We start from the raw sequence: 20,141 nt of genomic DNA, 5'->3' as shown, positions 1-20,141 counted from the left end.
AACGCTCACATTCGTACCGGCCCCCCGTGCCGGTGATCGTATCGACCCGGCGACGGCCAGGTAGGCGGTTTCGGGATATTCGCGGCGCAACACCCGCGACCTGCGACGGAGTACCGCCGTGACGGCCGCCGGCCGCGACCGGGCGGCCACCGGGCCACCAGGTCGGCGCCCCGTGCCGAGGCAGGTCAGCCGGGGGCGGCGACCAGGACCCGCATCTCGCCGGCCAGGTCGCGGACCTCACGGGTGCGCAGCCCCGCGGAGCCCAGCAGCTCGTCGTACTCGGCGGCGGTCCGCTCGCGCCCGGCGGTCATGACCATCATGTTCAGGTCGAAGGCGAGCGCGAGCCAGGCCGGGTCGCGGTCGGGGGCGGCGGTCCCACGTGGTTCGGGCCCCCGGTCGGGGACGGCGGCCCCGCCCCGCCCGGGGCCGTGGCCCGGGACGATCCGCTCCAGGATCAGCAGCAGGCCGTCGGCGGGCATGGCCGCCCGGCAGTTGGCCAGGATCGTCCGGGCGGCGGCGGCGTCCCAGTTGTGCAGGACGCGGCAGAGCAGGTAGACGTCCCCGCCCGCGGGGACCTCGCGGAAGAAGTCGCCGGGGACCGCCCGGCAGCGGCCTTCGGCGACGTAGGTCCCCAGCCGCCCCTCGGCGGAGCGCATCACATCGGGGCGCTCGAAGAGCACGCCGCTGAGATGCGCGTGGGCCATGAGCAGCCCGGCCAGCACCGATCCGTCGCCGCCGCCGACGTCCACGATCCGCGAGGCCGCGGAGAAGTCGACGACGGCGGGGAGTTCGGCGGCGAACGAGCTGCCCACCGACATCCCCGCGTCGAAGAGGGCGGAGTCGGCGGGGTGGGTGTGCAGGTAGCCGTAGATGTCGGTGCCGTGGGCCGTGCGGAAGGCGGGCTCGCCGGTACGGACCGAGTCGCCCAGCCGCTTCCAGGCGTCGGTGAAGAAGCCGCTCGTGTAGAGCAGCGCGAGGTCGCGCATCGAGCCGGGATGGGTGGCGCTCAGCAGGCGGCCCTTGCCGGTGGGGGCGAAGGCGCCTTCGGGGTCCTCGGCGAGGATCCCGATCGCCGCGAGGGCGCGCAGCAGCCGGTACAGCGGCTCCGGTCGCAGGCCCAGCTCTTCGGCGAGCTCCCGGGGGCCCGCCGGCTCCCGCGCGATCCGGTCGACCACGCCCAGCTCCACGGCGGCGGAGACCGCGTACGCCAGCCAGGGCCCCACGAGGAGTCCCAGCAGCTCACTGCGATCGGCGTCGTCTTGGGCCTCTCTCACGTGCATCACCGCTCCCCGGTCCGCTCCCGCGCTCTCCCCTGCTCCCGTTTCACCGTAACGCCGTGTGCCCGCGGAATCACCGGGATGGCCGATTTCGTCCCCCGCGTCCCGCTGTCCGGGCCGGGTGAATGTCACACCCTGGGCCTAGGTTCGGGGGTGTGAGCGAACGCTGGAGTGCCGACGACATCTGGGCTCTCGCCCCTGACGCCGCGTCCCGGAAGGCCGCGGCACAGGTCGCCCGGACCCCGTCGTCCTGGCCCGTGCGGGGGCTCCGGTCGGCCGCGGGGGTGGCAGAGGTGCTGTGGGGGGAGTGCTCCGGAAGCGGCGCCACCCCCTACCGCGCGGCGGTGCACTTCCTGGAACCCGGTTCGCCCGCGTACCGGTGCAGCTGCCCCAGCCGCAAGTTCCCGTGCAAGCACACCCTGGCCCTGCTCCACCTGTGGAGCGGCGGGCACGTGGCCGAGGCCGGCGACCCGCCCGGCTGGGTGGCCGGCTGGCTCGCCGAGCGCGGGGGGGCGGCCGCGGGCGGCACGTCCCCGCGGCCGGCCGCCGACGCCGCCGGGCGGCAGGAACAGCGGGAGCAGCGGGCGCGGCGGCGCGAGGACCGGGTGGCCGACGGCCTCGCCGAACTGGAGCTGTGGCTGCGCGACCAGATCGGGTCCGGGCTCGCCGGCGCGCGCGACCCGGGCTACGCCCACTACGACGACATGGCGGCGCGGCTGGTCGACGCCCAGGCGGCGCGGATCGCCGACCGTGTCCGCGACCTCGCCGGGATCGGCCGGGTCGCCGACTGGCCCTCGCGGCTGCTGGCGGAGTACGCGCTGTTGCGGCTGCTGATCAGCGGCTACCGGCGCCGCGACCGGCTCCCCGCGCCGCTGGGTGCGACCGTCCGGTCGCGGGCGGGGATCCCCGCCGCGGCCGACGAATCCGCTCCGGTCCGCGACACCTGGCAGGTGCTGGGGCAGGCGTTCTTCGACGCGGGGCAGGTACGCGGCCGGCGCATCTGGCTGCGCGGCGGCGATGGGCGCGCCGCCGCCCTGGTGTCCTTCGCCCGGCCCGGCCAGGCCCCCGACGCGCCGGTCCGGATAGGGACCGAAGTCGACGCCGACCTCGCCTTCCACCCGGCCGAATCGCGCGCCGTCGTCACGCGGCGCCACGCCGAGCGGCGGACCGGGCCGCCGCGGGGCGGCACCGTCGCCGACGCCCTTGCGTCGTGGGCGCGGGCACTGGCCGACGACCCCTGGCTGGAGGCGTGGCCGGTGGTGGTGGCCGACTCCGTGATCGGCCGGAACGAGGGGTGGTGGCTGGCCGACCCCACCGGGGCCGCTCTCCCGCTGCACGCCGCGTCGGCCCCGCCGTGGCAGTGGGCGGCCGTCACGGGCGGCGCCCCGGCCACGGTCGCCGCCGAGTGGACCCCGCACGGCCTGCGCCCACTGACCGTCTGGGACCCCGACGGCGCACCCGTGCAGCTCACCGGCGAATCCGTCTAGGCCGCCCATGACGCACACCCCCAGGTCCGCGGACACCCCGCGCGACACCGCACCCCTACCCCAGGACCCGCCCATTTCCGGACGCCGCGACACCACCGCAGCACCACCCAACCGGCACCCGCACCGAGCACGTGACGAGGAGGACAGCAGGCCCGGCCGTGAACCTCGCTCCCGGCAAGGCCGACCACCGGAAACCACCCGCGGCGACACCCCGCACGACACCACACCCCCACGGCGGTCCTCACCCCAGGACCCGCCCATTTCCAGACGGGACACAGCCGCACCACCCCACCGGCGCCCGCGTCGAACACGCGACGAGGCACCCAGCAGGCCCGGCCGTGAACCCCGTGCCGGGGACGGCCGGTCGCCCGGGAGCGGTCACAGCGGTGAGCGGCGCCGGCCGACGCGTGTGGGACCTCCCGGCGCGCTTCGCGCCGCGGAAGCCGGAGTGCGCGCCGATGGCGTCGGCCGCCTGCGCCTGAGACGCCGTCCGCAACGGTGATCGCGGCCCTGATACCGGGTCCGCCCGCTTCCGCCGCGGCGTCGGCGCGGTACGCGCCGCCCGTCACCCCGCCCCCTCCTGCTTCCCCTGTGAGAGGACCGCTTTCCGTGTCGACATCCGACGACGTGTGGCCGGACCTGGTGTCCGCGGCCCTGGTGGGCACCGACCGGCGGGCTGTGCCGGATCCGCCGGGGCTGCCCGCTGTCGCCGGGGGCGATCCGGCGCTGACCCTGCTCGACCGGGCCGCGCTGGTCGCGGTGCGCGATCGGGCCGGGCGAACGCCGGGCCGCGCCGACCCGCTGCCGCCCGCTCCGGCCGAGTCCGCCCCGGTGGTGGGCGACGCGGCGGCACTGCGCCTGAGCGAGCTGCTCGCCCAGACCGCCGACTTCCGGCTCGGCGAGTGGCTGGACCTCGCCGCCGAGCGCGGGCGGCGCGTCCCGCCGCACCTGCTCCCCCGGCTGCTCGACGCCGGCTCCCGCGACCACGGGCTGGGCCGCCGGGTGGCGCGGGTCTGCGGCGAGCGCGGCCGCTGGCTGGCCGCGCTCGCTCCCCAGTGGTCCTACGTGCCCCGGTCGGCCCCGGTCGGCGCGTTCACCGTGGCGCAGTGGCGCGCCGGCGACGCTGATCACCGCCGCCGGCTGCTGGAGTCGCTGGAGGAGTGCCTCTCCCCCGGCGACGAACCCCTCCTCGCCGAGGCGCTGTCCGACCGCAGCCCCCGCGTCCGCGGCCTGGCCATGGCGCTGATGGCCCGGCTGGGCGACACCGACCGCGGCAGGAGGCTCGCCGGCCACGCCCGGCGCCACATCCGCCCCGGTACCGGTGGTCCGCGCGTGACGCTGCCGGACCCGTCGGACGCCGACCTGGTCCGCGACCTGAACGTCAGCGTCCCCGAAGGGGGCGACCCCCGCGGGGACATCCGCCGCGAATGGCTGTGGACGCTCGTGTCCCACACCCCGCTCGACACCTGGACCGGCCACTTCGGCGGCGACCGCGCCCACGTGGTCGCGCAGGCCCAGGACTCCGGCGACTGGGACCTGCTCGACGCCCTCGCCAACGCGGCCGTGGTCCAGCGCGACCTCGCGTGGGCGCGTGCGCTCCTCCCCGCCGCCATGGACCGGCTCACCCGCGGCCACGACATGCGCGGCAGCCGGGGACGCGCGCTGCTGGCCCTGCTGCCCGCGGCGGAGCGGTGCGCCTGGGCGGCCGAGCGGGGAACGGGCGCCACCGCGGCCGCCCTGCTCACCGTGCTGGAACAGCTCTCCTGCCCGTGGACCGAGGAGCTGGGCGCGCTGGTGGCCGGCGTGATCCTCCGGGAGCCCGCATCGGACCTCGCCTCCTCGCCGCTGGCCGGGCTGTGCCGCCAGGCCGAGGCGTGGCTGCCGCCCCGCACGCACCCCCTGTTCGACGCGTACGCCGACGGGGGCCTCCACCTCGCCGAGGACGATCGCCGGGAACCACGTTCCCGGCTCGCCCGCACCCTCCGATTCCGATCCGACATGCACGAGGAGCTTCGTTGACCTCCGCCACCGCCACGGCCGCCCTGCGCCCGCACGCCGAGCAGCACTTCGCCGACGAGCTGGCCGCCCTGGCCGCGGCCGACGACCGGCCGCGCCCGCCCGGGTGGAGGCTGTCCCCGTGGGCCGTGACCGCCTACATCCTCGGCACCACGCTCGACGACGGCACGGCCGTCACCCCCAAGTACATCGGCGCCCGCCGCGTGGTGGAGGTCGCGGTGGCGACCCTGGCCACCGACCGCGCCCTGCTGCTCCTCGGGGTTCCGGGCACCGCCAAGACCTGGCTGTCGGAACACCTGGCCGCCGCGATCTCCGGCGACTCCACGCTCCTGGTCCAGGGCACCGCCGGGACCGCCGAGGAGGCGGTCCGGTACGGCTGGAACTACGCCCGGCTGCTGGCCGAAGGGCCCTCCGACGCCGCCCTGGTGCCCAGCCCGGTCATGACCGCGATGGCCGAGGGTCGCCTGGCCCGGGTCGAGGAGCTGACCCGGATCCCCTCCGACGTCCAGGACGCGCTGATCACGGTGCTGTCGGAGAAGACGCTGCCCGTCCCGGAGCTGGGCACCGAGGTCCAGGCGGTGCGCGGGTTCAACGTCATCGCCACGGCCAACGACCGCGACCGCGGCGTCAACGACCTGTCCAGCGCGCTGCGGCGGCGGTTCAACACCGTCGTGCTCCCGGTGCCGCGGACCGCCGACGACGAGGTCGAGATCGTCTCCCGCCGAGTCGCCGACCTGGGCCGTTCGCTGGAGCTGCCCGAGGTGCCGACCAGCACCGACGAGATCCGCCGCATCGTCCAGGTGTTCCGGGAGCTGCGCTCCGGGGTGACCGCCGACGGCCGCACCAAGGTGAAGTCGCCCAGCGGCACGCTGAGCACCGCCGAGGCGATCTCGGTGCTGACCAACGGCATCGCACTGGCCGCGCACTTCGGTGACGGGACGCTGCGCCCGGCCGATGTCGCGTCCGGGGTCCACGGCGCCGTGGTGCAGGACCCGGTCTCCGACGCCGTCGTGTGGCGCGAGTACTTGGACACCGTCGTGCGCGAGCGCCCGGGCTGGGAGGACTTCTACGCCGCCTGCCGCGAGGAGAGCCGCTGATGGGCCGGGTGGACACCGACCGGGTCCACGTGCTGGGGGTGCGCCACCACGGCCCCGGATCGGCGCGGGCGGTGCGGGCGGCGCTGGAGGGGCTGCGGCCCGACGCGGTGCTGATCGAGGGCCCGCCCGAGGCCGACGCGCTGACCCGCCTGGTACCGGGGCTGGAACCGCCGGTGGCGCTGCTCGCCTACACGCCCGGCGACACCGAGCGGGCCGCGTTCTGGCCGTTCGCGGAGTTCTCCCCCGAGTGGGTGGCGCTGGAGTACGCCGCCCGCACGGGCGCCGAGGTCCGCTTCTGCGACCTCCCCGCCGCGCACTCCCTGGCCGCCGACGCCGCCCGCGGGCCCGGTGGCGGTCCCGGGGCCGGTGGCATGCCCGAGGAGGTGGACAGCAGCGACGGCCCGGAACGGGTCCGCCCCGCGGGCGGCGCCCCCGGGGCCGCGGAGCGCGCCCGGGTCGACCCGCTCGGCGTACTGGCCGAAGCCGCGGGCTACGACGACCCCGAGCGCTGGTGGGACGACGTCGTCGAGCAGCGCCCCGAATCCGGCGCCGCCATCGGGGCGCCCTCGCCGTTCCCGGCCATCGCCGAGGCGATGGCGGCGGTGCGCGCCGAGCTCTCCCCCGGACCCGATCCACACGAAGCGCGCCGCGAGGCGCACATGCGCCGGGTGCTGCGCTCGGCGCTGCGCGCGGGCCACGAGAGGATCGCGGTGGTGTGCGGCGCGTGGCACGTGCCGGCTCTGCTGGAGCACCCCCGTGTGGCCGATGACGACGCGCTCCTGCGCGGCCTGCCCAAGGTGAAGGTGGCCGCGACCTGGATCCCCTGGACCCACGGCCGCCTGGCCGCGGGGTCCGGGTACCTGGCCGGCGTCCGTTCCCCCGGCTGGTACCACCACCTCTTCACCGCGCCGGACCGGCCGGTGGAGCGCTGGCTGGCCGAGGCCGCCCGGCTCCTGCGCGAGAAGGACCATCCGGTGTCGTCCGCGCACGTCATCGAGGCGGTACGGCTGACCGGCGCTTTGGCCGCACTCCGCGGGCGCCCGCTCGCCGGGCTGGCGGAGCTGGCCGAGGCGACATCGGCGGTGCTGTGCGAGGGCTCGGCGGAGCGCGCCGGGCCGGTCCACCGCGAGATGGCGATCGGTGAGCGCATGGGGTCGGTGCCCGATTCCACTCCGATGGTGCCGCTCCGGAGCGACCTGGCCGCGCAGCAGCGGCGGCTCCGGCTCAAACCCGATCCGGTCGCCCACGACCTCGACCTGGACCTGCGCGAGGAGTCCGCGCGAACGCGCAGCGCCCTGCTGCACCGGCTGCGGCTCATCGGGGTCGCGTGGGGCGAGCCCCGGCGCGGCCCGACGCGGTCGCAGGGCACCTTTCGCGAGGCGTGGACGCTGGCCTGGGCGCCGGAACTGGACCTCGCGCTGATCGAGGCCGGCCGCTGGGGCGGCACCGTCGCCGGGGCCGCGGCGGCCCGCGCCCGCGACCTCGCCGCCCGGGCGCCCCTGCCGGAGCTGACCGCGCTCACCGAAGCGTGCCTGAAGGCCGGGCTGGACGACGCGGTCGACGACGTGCTGGCCCGCCTGGCCGTCCGCGCGGCCGAGGACGACGACATCGAGCACCTGATGGACGCGGTGCCGCCGCTGGCCCGGTCGGCCCGCTACGGCGACGTCCGCCGCACCGGCTCCGCCGCACTGGGCCGGGTGGCCGGGCAGCTCATGGCGCGGGTCTGCGCGGGCCTGGGCCCGGCGCTGTCGGGGCTGGGCGACGACGCCGCCGCGCACGTGGTGTCCGGCATCGACGGGGTGCACGGGGCGGCCGTGCTGCTGGGCGGCGCGGCCGAGGCCGACTGGCTGGACGCGCTCGGCTCCGTGGCGGTCCGCGACGACGTCCCGGGCCGGGTGTGCGGCCGGGCGCACCGCATCCTGTACGACTCCGGGCGGCTCGACGACGCCACCGTCGCCGTGCGGCTGGGCCTGGCCACCTCACGCGCCGCGCCACCGGAGCGGGCGGCCGCCTGGATCGAGGGGTTCCTGTCGGGCTCGGGCCTGCTGCTGGTCCACGACGAAGCGCTGCTGGCGCTGGTCGACGGCTGGCTGACCGGCCTGTCACCCGAGGCGTTCACCGACGTCCTGCCCCTGCTGCGGCGCACCTTCGGCGCGTTCGAGGCGCCCGAGCGCCGGGCCGTCGGCGATCGGGTGCGGCACCGCGAGACCGGCGCGCCCGTGCCGGCGGCGGGCGGCGCCGCCCTCGACGCCGGGCGCGCGGCGCCGGCGCTGGCAACGGCGGCCCTCGTGCTGGGTGCGGTGCCGCGGGGCGCGGGCGGCGCCCGGTGACGGCCGCGTCGGTCACCCGCGGTTCGGCCGGGCACGGCGGACCCGCCACGGAACCGGCGTCGACGACGTGTCCCTCCCCGGCCGGGTCCGGGGCCCGCACGCAAGGAGGTCTCGGATGAACGGCACGGACACGGGGGCGGAGGCCGCCACGGAACGGATGCGGCGGTGGCGGCTGGTGCTCGGCGGCACGGCCGCGGACGCGCTGGGCGGGCTGGGCGCCGCCGATGCCCGGATGGACGGCGCGCTCGGCGCGCTCTACGACCGCGACGGGGACGGGCCGCGCCGCGGCGGCCTTGAGGGGTCGGCCCCGCGCGTCGCTGCGTGGCTGGGCGACATCCGCTCCTTCTTCCCCACCGGCGTGGTGCGGGTGATGCAGGCCGACGCCATGGAGCGGCTGGGGCTGGAGCGCCTGCTGCTGGAGCCGGAGATGATGGAGGCGGTCGAGCCCGACGTGCACCTGGTCGGCACGCTCCTCTCGCTGGCGCGGGTGATGCCCGAGGCGGCCCGGGAGTCGGCGCGGGCCGTGGTCCGCGGGGTGGTGGCGGATCTGGAGCGCCGGCTGGCCCGGCACACGCGGTCGGTGGTGCAGGGCGCGCTGGACCGGTCGGCGCGCACGGCGCGGCCGCGGCGGACCGCCGACATCGACTGGGACCGCACGATCCGCCGCAACCTGCGGCACTACCTGCCCGAGCGGCGCACGGTGGTGCCGGAGACCCTGGTGGGGTACGGCCGCCGCGCGCGGGGCGTGCGGCGGCACGTCGTGCTGGCGGTGGACCAGAGCGGGTCGATGGCGTCGTCGGTGGTCTACGCCGGGGTGTTCGGCGCCGTGCTGGGGTCGATGCGGACCCTGCGGACCTCCCTGGTCGTGTTCGACACCTCGGTCGCGGACCTGACCGGCCGGCTCGCCGACCCCGTGGAGGTGCTGTTCGGCACCCGGCTGGGCGGCGGCACCGACATCAACCGGGCGGTCGCCTACTGCCAGGGGCTGCTGACCCGTCCCTCGGACTCGGTGTTCGTGCTCATCAGCGACCTCTACGAGGGGGGCGTGCGCGAGGAGATGCTGCGCCGGGTCGCCGCGATGAAGGCGGCCGGGGTGCAGGTGGTGGTGCTGCTGGCGCTGTCCGACGACGGGGCGCCCTCCTACGACCGCGCCAACGCGTCGGCGCTGGCGGCCATGGGGGTGCCGGCGTTCGCGTGCACGCCCGACCGGTTCCCGGAGCTGATGGCGGCCGCGGTCCAGGGGCGCTCGCTGGTGTCGTGGGCGGAGCGGGAGCAGGCGGGGGACGGCGGTGGCGGGGCGTCCGCGGGCCGGGTGTGACCCAGGCGGCCCGCTGCGGCCAGGGCGGGGGCCCGGCCGCAGCGGGCGCTACATCCAGTTGCTGCGTTTGAAGAGCAGGTAGAGGACGACGCAGCCGGTCGCCATGAGGCTCAGAGCGAAGGGGTAGCCCAGGGTCCAGTGGAGTTCGGGCATGTGGTCGAAGTTCATCCCGTAGATGCCGGCCACCAGGGTCGGCGCGAAGAGGATGGCGGCCCACGCCGAGATCTTCTTGGTGACCTCGCCCTGCCGGTAGCTGGCCTCGGTGAGGTGGCGCATCTCCTCGTTCTGCGCCTGGGACACCAGGGTGGCGTTCACCGCCAGGATGTCCTGGAGCATCTGGCGGAAGGCGTCGGAGCGCTCGGCGGCGGCGGTGGCGTGGTCGGCGACGTCGCGCAGGTAGCGGCGCAGCTCGGCGTGGGCCTCCTCGTCGGCGAGTCCGTCGATGAGGGACCGCAGCACCTCCAGGAGGGGGTGGGCGGCGCGCTGGAAGCCGATGACCTCGCGCGACAGCTCGTAGATGCGCCGCGACACATTGGGGTCGCGGTCGAAGACCTGGGTCTCGATCTCGTCGATGTCGTTCTGCAGGCCGGCGACCACGGGGGCGTAGCCGTCGACGACCGCGTCGAGGATGCCGTAGAGGACGGCGATGGGGCCGTGCGCGAGCAGGTCGGGGTCGGCTTCGAGGCGGCGGCGGACCGCGGCCAGGTCGGGGGCGTCGCTGTGGCGGACGGTCAGCACGAAGTGCGGTCCGGTGAAGACGTGGATCTCGCCGAACTCGACCTGCTCGGCGGCGTCGAGGTAGCGGGCCGCCCTGAGGACCACGAAGAGGCTGTCGTCGTAGCGCTCGACCTTGGGCCGCTGGTGGGCGACGATGGCGTCCTCCACCGCCAGCTCGTGCAGGCCGAACTCGTCGGCGGCGGCCAGCACCTGGGCTTCGACGGGCCGCAGCAGCCCGATCCAGGCCATGGCGCCCTCGGTACGGGGCGTGTGGCGGTGCAGCTCGGCGAGGTTGCCGAGGTCGGCGGGGGTGTCCTGGCGGCGCCCGTCGACGTAGATCGCAGCGTCGATCACACTCTCGTGCATGGACGGAGTGCGGGCTGAATCGGCGCGCGGGTCCATGGCGTACTCCGGGGCCGGATCGTCGACGGAGATGCGGTTCTGAAGCGGCATCCGGAATGCGGGCAGCCAGGACAGCGGACGGCGTTGCGGCATGGGACACCCCTGGGCGGGCTGGAAACGGATGGTGACCAGGGCGCACGCACGGCCGGGACGGGCCGTGCGGCTAGGTGGTACTGGGAGGTCGGCTCATGGTGGCCCCACCTCCCCGCATCCGTTACTCGTCCGCTCGCCTCCAGGGTAGCCGCCGGGCGGCACGCATCGGGGCAACCGGTGCCGCGCGCGGCGGGTACGGGGGTGCGGCGGGCGGGCTCCGGTGGGCGGTGGTCGGCGGGAACGCCCCTGACGTGCGCGGGCGGGGCCGGGCGGGGAGACTGGGGGGATGAGCGAACCGCTGTTCCCGGCGCGGCCGGTGGAGATCGCACCGGGCGCGGTGCACGTGCCGGGCTGGCTGGACCCCGACGCCCAGCGCGTCCTGGTCGAGCGGTGCCGGGGCTGGGCGGTCGGCCCGGCCGGGATGCGCCGCCACCGGATGCCGCGCGGCGGCGTGATGAGCGTTTCGATGGCCTCGCTCGGACTCCACTGGGCCCCGTACCGCTACGCGGCCACGCTGCCCGACGGCACCCCGGTTACCCCGTTCCCGCCCGACCTGGGTGCGCTCGCCCGCAGCGGGGTGGAGACCGCCTACGGCGCGCCCCTCCCGGACGGCACGCCCGACTACGACGTGGCGCTGGTCAACTTCTACGACGCCGACGCCAGAATGGGGATGCACCGCGACGCCGACGAGCAGGCCGACGTGCCGGTGGTGTCGCTGAGCCTGGGCGACACCTGCGTGTTCCGGTTCGGCAACACCGAGACCCGGACCCGCCCCTACACCGACGTGGAGCTGCGCAGCGGCGACCTGTTCGTCTTCGGCGGCCCGTCGCGCCGCGCCTACCACGGCGTGCCCCGGACCCGCCCGGGTACCGGCCCCGAGGGCATCGGCCTGCCGGCGGGCCGGCTCAACATCACCATTCGCGCTTCGGGCCTGGGCTGACCCCCGCGGCGCGCGCGGACGGGCAGGGCCGCCCGCCCGTCCCGGCGGCGGCCGGGACGGGCGGGACGAGCGGGGCCGGCGGTCAGTTGTGCTCGGCCGCGGCCGCGAGACCGTCGCGGGTCTGCCGGATGAGCAGGTCCACCACATCGGAGACGCGGCCGCGCCGGGCGTAGGCGGTGCGCTGCCGGTGGGCGCCCGACCCCAGGCCCAGCAGCCGGGCCAGCAGGAGGTGGGCGGTCTCCTCGTCGCCGCACATCCGCAGCCCTGGGGAGGCCGCGTGCAGCATCCGCTCGACCCGTCGGCGCGCGGGGACGAGTTCTCGGGCGACGGGGTCGAGGGTGAGCCCTTCGAGGCCGTCGCGGGCGGCGCGCCACATGGCCAGCCGCAGCACACCGTCGGAGGGGGCGGGCGCGGGCTCGCCCGCGCTGACCGCCAGCAGCGCCGTGGTGACCAGGCCCCGCACCACCAACGCCGATAGCAGCGCCTCCTCGACGGTGGCGGCGACGTCGCCCACCCGGATCTCCACCGTGGGCAGGTGGGCGGAGGTCCGGACGTCCCAGTAGACCATCCTGCGGTCCAGGATGGCGCCGGCGAGCATCAGCTCCTGAACCGCCTGTTCCTGCTCGGCGAGCGACCCCAGCCAGGGCGGGGGTCCGGCCGAAGGCAGCCGCGCCCAGGTCACCGCCCGCCAGCTGGCGTGCCCGGTGTCGCGGCCGCGACGGAACGGGGAGTTCGCCGTCAGCGCCAGCAGCGACGGAAGCCAGGGCCGCAGGTGGTTGGCGACCTCGACGGCGGTCAGGGGGTCGGCCACGCCCACGTGCACGTGGCAGCCGCAGACGGTGTGCGCGTCGCGCAGGGCGCCGAAGGTGCGCGCGATGTTGCGGTAGCGCGTACCGGCGCTGAGCGGGGCTCCGCCGACGTCGCCGAGCACCGCGGTCCCGGCCGCGGCGACGGCCAGGCCGCGCGATGCCGCCGCCGCGCACAGGGCGGCGCGCGCCGCGGTGAGGTGGCCGCGCAGCTCGTCGGCGGTCCGGCAGACGGGGCTGGCGGCCTCCAGCTGGTAGCGGGTGATCTCACCGCACAGGTGGGCGTCGGTGCGGGGGATCGGATCATCGGACCGTTCGGCCGCCGCGAGGATCTCGGGAGCCCGCGCGCTCGCCAGGCGCGTCACGGGGTCGATGACGAAGAACTCTTCCTCCTCCCCCATGGTCGGCGCCGTCGGCCGCGCCGCGTCCAGTGCGGGCGCCGGCGCGACGACGGGCCGGCGCGGCGGCCTGGTCGGCGGCGCGGTTCCCGCGCGGGAGGGTCGGCGTGCGCGTCCGGACTCGGGCATGGGGCGGACTCCTGGCGGTCGACGGGTGGAGCCCTATTGATACCCCCGGCGCGCTCCACAGCGAACTCTCCTGATGGTCCGGAAAATATGGCCGCTTACGAAGACAACCGATTGCTCTCCGTAGGTCCGCCCTGCTCAGCGACGATCCCGGGACCACCCCTTCCCTCGCGTCACACCACCCCCACGGGCGCGGCGGGCCGCCGTCCACCCGTTCGGGCCCCGGAGGCCGAGCGCATGCGGCCCCGCCACCGCGTCCCCCTGCCGCCGTCCGCCGACGGGGAATTCGGTGAAGACGAGTTCCAGACCGTGGTGGTAGGTGAGGTCGTGCCCGGCGCTCAGCCGGAACTCCGCGGTGTCCCAGGAGATGACCTCCCAGTCCCACCATGGTCCGTCAGGGAGTCCGATCGCGGCGTAGCGTTCGCTATCCACCCTTCACCGAACCCTCATTCCGTTCGACGGTGCCGCCGGTCGGCCGGGAACCGGACCGGCCCCCGGCCTTCCCCGGGCGGGCCACCGTCGTGCCGGTGTCGCCGGGCGCGGAAGGTGCCATGGTGGGCCTCCGCCCCGCCGAAGGGTCAGCGGCGCAGGAGGTCGCGGACGTTGACCACGAGCAGGATCACCACGATGAGCGTCAGCGGGACCAGCAGCGCGATCCGCCAGCTCGCCGCGAACGCGGCGATGATCGCCGCGATCACCACCGCGATCAGGAGCACGACCGCGAGCCCGGCGAGGAAGGACATCAGCCTGCGCCGGGCGAAGGCGTCGACCATGGCGAACACCATGACCGCGCCGACCATCGCGGGGATGGTGAGCGACCCCAGCCGCAGGACCGCCAACGCGCCCAGCGCGATGATCAGCAGCGGCGTGCTCAGCGCGGCCCAGACGTACATGAAGCGGGTCGGCCGCTGCTTGCCGGAGGCATAGGGCAGGTGCGGGGAGCGCAGGTGATCGGTGGGGCCGGCCAGCACGGAGGCCTCGCCGTCCAGGGCGGCCTGGTGGGCGTCGCGCTCATCGACCAGCCGCGACCGCTGGGCGTAGAGCGCGCCCAGGTCGGCTTCGGCCTTGCCGACGCGTGCGCCGTACTCCTCCGCGCGCGGCTCGGAGTGCGCCTCGCGCGCCAGGACCACCCGCGCCGATGCCAGGCGGCGCAGGTCGCCGCGGGCGGCCACGATGCCGGCGTCGGCCTCCGCGATCTCCTCCTCCAGCGTGCGCACGTGCTCGGCGAGCCCGGCGCGGGCCTCGGCCTCGGTCGAGGGGACCTTCTGCAGCCCCACCCAGGCCAGCGGGTCGGCCCAGGACCAGCGGACCGTTCCGTCGCGCTCGTAGCGGGGGCCGCTGGGGGCGCGCTCGCCGTCGAGCCAGTCGCGGGTGTCGCGCCCCCACAGGCCGCGGAACCCGCGCACCCAGGGGGTGGTGTCGTCGATCACGACGGCGGTCCACTCGCGGTCTCCGCCCGGCCCGACCCGCACGCCGTCGCCGCGGGCGTAATCGACGAAGGGCACGCCGATCCCGTGCCGGACGATGGCGCTGTCGCTGGGGAACAGCCGCTCGGTGATGCGGCGCCAGGCGTGGATCACGCCGCGCAGGACGGCGGGGTCGACCTGGATGAGGTAGTCGCCGGGGAGCATCTGGTGGGAGTGGGAGCCGGCGCCGACGTAGATCACCGGGTGGTCGCCCTCGCGGGAGAGGTCCGGGTCGTCCCAGCTCCGTCTCAGGTCGTCGCCGCGGTACTCGTGGGAGGACGCGCCCACCCACACGGGCCGGGTCCCGCCGTCTTCGTCCTCGACCAGGTAGACGGTGACCTTCTCCCAGTCGGCCTCGTGGTCGTTGACGCCGCCGTATGTGGAGCGCCAGTCGTTCATCGCATAGAAGAACCAGTACTGGAGCGCGATATAGCCGCCCTCACGGATGACGCGCGCGTGGTAGGTGGCACCGCCGTTGTCGAGCCGGTCGTTGTAGCGGGTGGCCGCGGCCGCGGCGACCCCGCCGGGGACGGCCCCGCGGATGAGCAGGGAGAGCTTCATCAGGACGTCGGCGACGCGGCCGAGGACGCCCACGGCGGCCAGTCGCCCGCTCTTGCGGATGACGGGGCGGGCGGAGCGCTTGTGGCGGCGGGCCTCCGCGCGCAGCGACGACTCCTGGACGAAGCGCAGGTGCTTGTGGCGGTCGGGCCATTCCAGCTCGGCCTGGGCCAGGCGGTCGACGGTGAGTTCGCCGGCCTGCACGACCTCGCGCTCGCCGCCCTCGCCGTCCTCCACCCACAGGCTGCAGGTGCCGACGTAGTCCGCGACGTCGACCGGGAAGTGGAGTTCGCCGCGGGTGTAGGCGAGCACGGGCTCGTAGGCACGGAGCAGGTCGAGATCTGATTGCACGCTCATCCGGTCCTTGCATGGTCCCCGCGGCGGCCCGTACGGGGGGCGGAGCGGCAGCGGGCTGTGAAACGGAAACCCCGCCCGTGCGGGCGGGTCCCTCCATCGCCCGGAACGGGCGGGAGGCGAGGTCTGCGAACGACCATAGTGGATATCGGCACCCCTGCCGGACACCGCCGCCCTGGTGCGGCGGCGCCCGCGCGTGGCCGCCGGGCCCGGGAGAGCGTAGGTTTCTCCGTATGGAGGAGGACCGCATCACCCCACTGGCGGAGTCCGCGCGCGGAGACTCGCCCCTGGCCGCCCTGTACGCCACGGTCGAGCTGCGCGCCGAGGTCGAGCGGCTGCAGGCGGTGCAGGTGCGGCGCGCCCGCATGCTCGGCTGCACCTGGTCGGAGATCGCCACCATCCTCGGCATCAGCAAGCAGGCGGTGCACAAGAAGTACGGGGGCGGGCGCGGCGAGAAGTGACGCCTGCCGCGCACCGCGCCGCACCGCGCGGCGGGGGTCAGCCCGCGTACTCGGGCTCGCGCCGCGGCGCGGCGGCGGCCGATTCCGGCCGCCGATCGACCCCCGGCTCCGCCGCGGGGCGGGCGGTGCCGGTAGGCGGCGGGCCGGTGTCGCCGCGCGCCGCCCCGATACCCGCCGCCACCACGAGCGCCATCCCGGCGACCTGGACCGGCAGGGGCGTCTGGGCGATGATGAGCGCCCCCATGACCAGGCTGATTCCGGGCTCCAGGCTGATGAAGGTGCTGTAGGCGGTGCGGCTCATGCGCTGCAGCACCACCATCTCCACCAGGAAGGGCAGCAGCGGGTAGAGCAGGGCGATGGCGAGCGTGACCAGCAGGATGCGGCCGTCGGCGGCGGCCACCACCGGGGGCGCCCCGAAGGGCGCCATGACCACCGCGGAGACCGTCATGGCCAGGGCCAGGCCGTGCACCGCGCGGAAGCTGCCGCCGACCCGCTGGGTGAGCACGATGTAGAAGGCGACACAGCCCGCCCCGGCCAGGCCCAGGGCCACGCCGGCGAGGTCGGCCGACCCGGTCCAGGGCCGGGTGAGCAGCAGGACGCCCGCCGCTGCCGCCGCGATCCAGACCAGCTCCCGGCGGCGGCGCAGGGCGAACACCGCCACCGCCAGCGGGCCCAGGAACTCCAGCGCGGTGGCGGTGCCGAGATCGATCCGCGCCGTCGCCTCGGAGTAGAGGGCCATCATCCCCGCGCTGACTGTGCCGAGGATCACGACGGCCCCCAGGTCGCGCGGGGTGGCGCGGCGGATCGCCGGCCACAGCGATCGCCCGCCGACCGCCAGCAGCACGAGCGCGGCCCACGTCAGGCGCAGCCAGGTGACACCGGCCGGGCCGACGGAGTCGAACGCGCGGACGGCCAGGGCACTGCCGGTGTGCAGGGCGAACATGCCGGCGAGCAGCAGAAGGGGGGCCGGGAGGTCCAGGGCACGGCGGAGCAGGCCGCGCGGGGAGGTGATCATGGGACCATTGCAGCCGGGGCGGTTTGTTTCTGTCCACGGACCATTGGTGGATCGACCGTGTAGTTTCGGTGGATGGACCTGACACGCCTGCGGCTGCTGGTGGAGCTGGACCGGATGGGCACGATGGCGGCGGTGGCCGAGGTCGTGGGCATGGGCACCTCGGCGGTCTCCAAGCACTTCGCCGTCCTGGAGCAGGAGGCCGGCGTGCCGCTGCTGGTCCCCGACGGCCGCAGGGTGCGCCTCACCCCGGCGGGGCACCGGCTGGCCGAGCACGCCGTGGACATCCTGGCGCGGGTCGAGGCCGCGCGCTCGGAGCTGGCCGGGAGCGGCGACCCGGTGGGCCGGGTGAACCTGGTGACCTTCATCAGCGTGGCGCCGGTGGTCGTGCTGCCCGCTCTGCGGCGGCTGCGCGACCGGTATCCGGGCATCGAGGTGCGGGTCATCGAGCACGAGCCCGACGAGGCGTTGCAGGCGCTGCAGACGGGCGGCGCCGACCTGGGCCTGGTCTACTCCTACAGCCTGGTGCCGCGGCGCTTCCCCGATTCCCTGACCCTGCGGCCGGTGGGCGGTGAGCCGCTGCTGCTGTCGCAGCCCTCCGGCCCTCCGGCGAGCAGCCGCCCGATGACCCGCCGCCGACTGCGCGAGCTGTCCGAGGCGTCGTGGATCGCGAACTCGCGCGGCAGCGACGAGGACGAGCTCGTCCAGCGCATGTGCGCCGGTGCCGGCTTCGCGCCCCGCATCCGGCACCGCATCGACAACCTGGACGTCGTGGAGCAGGTGGTCGCGGCGGGCCTGGGGGTCGGGGTCATGCCCAAGCTGGCGGCGGCGACGCGGCGCGGCGTCGTGCACTCGCCGTTGGGCGAGCTCGGCGGGATCCGGCGCGTCTACCTCGCGGGACGGACCGGCGGATGGGCGTGGCGGCCCATAGCGCTGCTCGCCGACCACCTGGCCGAGGCGGCCGCCGAGGTCCTGGACGCGCCCGGCCCGGCCGCAGCGGGGCGCTGACCGCCGCCGGGCACGAGGGCCCGGCCGCAGCGGGCCGGCGCGGGCGGGTCAGGCCGCGCCGCCGCCCGAGACCATGAGGGGGACCGCCGAGGGCACCGGCACCTTGCTGGCCGCCTCGCGCACCGCGCCCAGCAGCGGTTCGGGGTGCGAGCCGGCCCGGCTGACGGCCAGGATGTGGCGCTGCGCGGTGTTGCGCACCGAGCGGACCACGATCCCCGCCGACGGCAGGCCGGTCCAGCCCAGGCGCGGCATCAGGGCCACCCCCAGGCCCGCCTGGACCATGGCGAAGACCGCGCTGAACTCGTCGACCGTGTGCACGATGCGGGGCTGGAACCCGGCCTGGTTGCAGGCGGCGGTGACGCAGTCGTACCAGGCCGACCCGGGACCCGACATGATCCAGTCGGAGCCGGCGAGGTCGGCGGCGAGTTCCAGGTGGGTGGAGGCCGCGAGCGGGTGGTTGTAGGGCAGCACGGCGTCGAACGGCTCCACCATGATCGGGTCGACCCGGAACTCCTTGGTGCCGCTGGGCGGCAGGTGGACCGAGGACATCGTGACCGCGACGTCGATGGCGCCGGTGCGCAGCATCTCGGTGCTCTCCTCGGGCTCCGCCTGCACGATCTCGAACCGCCAGCCGGGGTGGGAGCCGCGCAGCCGCGCGACGGCGGGTGCGACGAGATCGGCGATGCCGGTGGCGAAGGACCCCACGCGCGCCACGCCGACGGTGCCGTCGGCGTGGCGGGCGAGGTCGGCCTGCGCGCGCTCCATCTCGGCGAAGATCACGCCGGCGTGCTCCAGGAGCACCCGTGCCGCGCCGGTGAGCAGGAACCGGCGCCCGCTGCGCTCGACCAGGGCGACCCCGGTCTCCTTGGACAGGGCCGCGAGCTGCTGCGATACCGCCGACGGGGTGACACTCAGTGCCTCCGCGGTCCCGGCGACGGTGTGGTGCTGGTCGAGAGCCTGCAACAGCTGCAACCGACGAACATCGATCATGATCTTCAATGTAGGCGAGCCCCGGCACCACCACGCCACGTCAGGACCCGGCATCGCAACGTGATCCGTTGCACGCCGCGCGGGCCTCCCGGCGGGTCCGCGCGGCGGGCGGGTCAGCCGGCCGCTCCGATCCGCTCCAGGTCGGCCACCAGGCGCTCGGTCACGGGGGTGGGGACCCCGGCGGCGCGGCCGGCGCGCAGCAGGGCACCGCCCAGGGCGTCGACCTCCATGGGCCGCCCGGCTTCGCGGTCGCGCAGCATCGACGGCTTGGTGCCGGGCGGGAGCGCGTCGACGATGGCGATGACGTCGCCGGAGTCCAGCCCGACCCCGCGGGCGGCGGCCACCGCGGCCACTTCGTCGGCGACGGCGGCCAGGTCCGCGCGGCGCTCGGCGCGCACCCCGCCCACGGGCTGTTCGGCATGTGTGCACACGAGCGCTGTGGGCAGCAGGAAGTGAAGCTTTCCCCAGAGGAGCGCGGCTTCGTCGTCGCGCAGCTCGACGGGGAAGCCGGTGGCGCGCACCGCGGCCGCCAGGTCCTCGACGCGGTCGGCGGGTGCGCCGGAATAGGCGATGTGCAGCCCGGCGAAGGGGCCGGTCTGGCGGATGTGGCCGGGGGCGACGCGGGTCGACTCCACCCAGATGGCGGAGGACAGGACGCGGGCGCGGGGGTAGCGGGCGCGGAGCAGGTCGACGTGCTCGAACCCGTTGAGCAGCGGCACGATGAGCGCGCCGTCGGCGAGCCGGCCGGCGGGGACGCGGTCGAGTGCGGGCTCCAGGGAGGTGGCCTTGGTGGCGACGATGAGCACGTCGGCGGTGCGCCGTGCGGCGGGGGCGGCCTCGACGGCGGCGGTGAAGTCGCCGAGGGCGGCCGATTCCACGCGCAGGCCGTCCCGGGCGATGCGGGCGGCGGTCGGCTCGGTGGCGACGATGTCCACGCTGCGGCCGTCGCGGGCGAGGAGTCCGGCGAGCAGGCCGCCGACGCCTCCGGGGGCCAGGACGGTGATGTGGCCGGGGCCGGCCTCCCCGGCGGGGGCGGGCCTGGAGGGATCGGGGTGCGACGTCACGGGCTGGTTCCTCTCCGTCTCGGCAGGGCGCGGGGGTGGGCGCGTCCTCCGGCCCCATCCTGCCCGGGCGCACGGAATCGCGGCGGCCCGGGGGTGCGGGCACGGGGGATCCGGGCGCGCGCCACCGCCAACGGCAAAGCGAAATTCGAGGAAAATTTTCGGAATGGCACTGCCGTGCGTCTTTTCTTCGTGTCGAGCGGCGCACCGAGCGATCGGACACG

15 protein-coding genes are annotated in these 20,141 nt (G+C 75.8%); 8 read left to right on the top strand and 7 right to left on the bottom strand.

Going from position 1 to position 20,141, the window contains the following annotated elements; genetic code table 11:
- Positions 1-185 precede the first annotated feature (185 nt).
- Complete coding sequence (locus tag ACFO4E_RS18900) at positions 186-1,280, bottom strand: methyltransferase (RefSeq protein WP_378576628.1); 1,095 nt, start codon at positions 1,278-1,280, stop codon at positions 186-188.
- A 152-nt stretch (positions 1,281-1,432) separates the two neighbouring features.
- Between ACFO4E_RS18900 and ACFO4E_RS18895 the strand changes: the two genes are divergently transcribed.
- The 5 genes from ACFO4E_RS18895 to ACFO4E_RS18875 all read left to right on the top strand — a co-directional run bounded on the left by ACFO4E_RS18895 (position 1,433) and on the right by ACFO4E_RS18875 (position 9,525).
- Positions 1,433-2,764: an SWIM zinc finger family protein gene (locus ACFO4E_RS18895; protein ID WP_378576626.1), complete on the top strand. Its 1,332-nt coding sequence runs from the start codon at positions 1,433-1,435 to the stop codon at positions 2,762-2,764.
- 609 nt (positions 2,765-3,373) lie between these two features.
- Positions 3,374-4,783, top strand: coding sequence for a DUF5691 domain-containing protein (locus ACFO4E_RS18890; protein WP_378576624.1), 1,410 nt, complete (start codon positions 3,374-3,376; stop codon positions 4,781-4,783).
- Positions 4,780-5,877, top strand: coding sequence for an ATP-binding protein (locus ACFO4E_RS18885; RefSeq protein WP_378576622.1), 1,098 nt, complete (start codon positions 4,780-4,782; stop codon positions 5,875-5,877). Before ACFO4E_RS18890 ends, ACFO4E_RS18885 begins: the two co-directional genes overlap by 4 nt.
- A complete protein-coding gene (locus ACFO4E_RS18880) occupies positions 5,877-8,207 on the top strand; it encodes a DUF5682 family protein (RefSeq protein WP_378576621.1) in 2,331 nt (776 codons plus the stop codon). The genes ACFO4E_RS18885 and ACFO4E_RS18880 overlap by 1 nt, the downstream gene beginning before the upstream one ends.
- Before the next feature lie 115 nt (positions 8,208-8,322).
- Positions 8,323-9,525, top strand: a complete 1,203-nt coding sequence (locus ACFO4E_RS18875) for a VWA domain-containing protein (RefSeq protein WP_378576619.1) — start codon at positions 8,323-8,325, stop codon at positions 9,523-9,525.
- Between the two features lie 48 nt (positions 9,526-9,573).
- On the opposite strand, the gene ACFO4E_RS18870 is transcribed toward ACFO4E_RS18875, so the two are convergent.
- Positions 9,574-10,737 carry a magnesium and cobalt transport protein CorA gene (locus tag ACFO4E_RS18870; RefSeq protein WP_378576617.1) on the bottom strand — a complete coding sequence of 388 codons (1,164 nt, stop codon included), beginning with the start codon at positions 10,735-10,737 and terminating at the stop codon, positions 9,574-9,576.
- Between the two features lie 286 nt (positions 10,738-11,023).
- Here ACFO4E_RS18870 and ACFO4E_RS18865 point away from each other — a divergent pair, with 286 nt between their 5' ends.
- Positions 11,024-11,677 (top strand): alpha-ketoglutarate-dependent dioxygenase AlkB family protein, encoded by a 654-nt coding sequence (locus ACFO4E_RS18865; protein ID WP_378576615.1) that lies wholly within the window; start codon positions 11,024-11,026, stop codon positions 11,675-11,677.
- Positions 11,678-11,759: 82 nt separating this feature from the next.
- On the opposite strand, the gene ACFO4E_RS18860 is transcribed toward ACFO4E_RS18865, so the two are convergent.
- Both ACFO4E_RS18860 and ACFO4E_RS18855 read right to left on the bottom strand, forming a co-directional pair.
- Positions 11,760-12,884: a carboxylate-amine ligase gene (locus ACFO4E_RS18860; protein ID WP_378576613.1), complete on the bottom strand. Its 1,125-nt coding sequence runs from the start codon at positions 12,882-12,884 to the stop codon at positions 11,760-11,762.
- Positions 12,885-13,585: 701 nt separating this feature from the next.
- Complete coding sequence (locus tag ACFO4E_RS18855; protein WP_378576610.1) at positions 13,586-15,388, bottom strand: hypothetical protein; 1,803 nt, start codon at positions 15,386-15,388, stop codon at positions 13,586-13,588.
- A 230-nt stretch (positions 15,389-15,618) separates the two neighbouring features.
- Between ACFO4E_RS18855 and ACFO4E_RS18850 the strand changes: the two genes are divergently transcribed.
- Positions 15,619-15,846, top strand: coding sequence for a hypothetical protein (locus ACFO4E_RS18850; RefSeq protein ID WP_378576609.1), 228 nt, complete (start codon positions 15,619-15,621; stop codon positions 15,844-15,846).
- Between the two features lie 37 nt (positions 15,847-15,883).
- On the opposite strand, the gene ACFO4E_RS18845 is transcribed toward ACFO4E_RS18850, so the two are convergent.
- Entirely contained in the window at positions 15,884-16,861 is a 978-nt protein-coding gene (locus ACFO4E_RS18845) for an EamA family transporter (protein WP_378576607.1), read from the bottom strand.
- Between the two features lie 72 nt (positions 16,862-16,933).
- Between ACFO4E_RS18845 and ACFO4E_RS18840 the strand changes: the two genes are divergently transcribed.
- A complete protein-coding gene (locus ACFO4E_RS18840; RefSeq protein ID WP_378576605.1) occupies positions 16,934-17,866 on the top strand; it encodes a LysR family transcriptional regulator in 933 nt (310 codons plus the stop codon).
- 48 nt (positions 17,867-17,914) lie between these two features.
- On the opposite strand, the gene ACFO4E_RS18835 is transcribed toward ACFO4E_RS18840, so the two are convergent.
- The gene (locus ACFO4E_RS18835; protein WP_378576603.1) at positions 17,915-18,856 is read right to left on the bottom strand and encodes a LysR family transcriptional regulator; all 942 of its coding nucleotides are present in this window, start codon (positions 18,854-18,856) and stop codon (positions 17,915-17,917) included.
- A gap of 113 nt (positions 18,857-18,969) precedes the next feature.
- Positions 18,970-19,920 carry a ketopantoate reductase family protein gene (locus ACFO4E_RS18830; RefSeq protein ID WP_378576601.1) on the bottom strand — a complete coding sequence of 317 codons (951 nt, stop codon included), beginning with the start codon at positions 19,918-19,920 and terminating at the stop codon, positions 18,970-18,972.
- Between the last annotated feature and the right edge of the window lie 221 nt (positions 19,921-20,141).

The organism is Nocardiopsis mangrovi (genome assembly GCF_042653925.1).
In the GTDB taxonomy this organism is placed as follows: Bacteria; Actinomycetota; Actinomycetes; order Streptosporangiales; family Streptosporangiaceae; genus Nocardiopsis_B; species Nocardiopsis_B mangrovi.
Note: the sequence above shows the minus strand (reverse complement) of the source record. Positions and strands in the feature narration are given on the sequence as shown.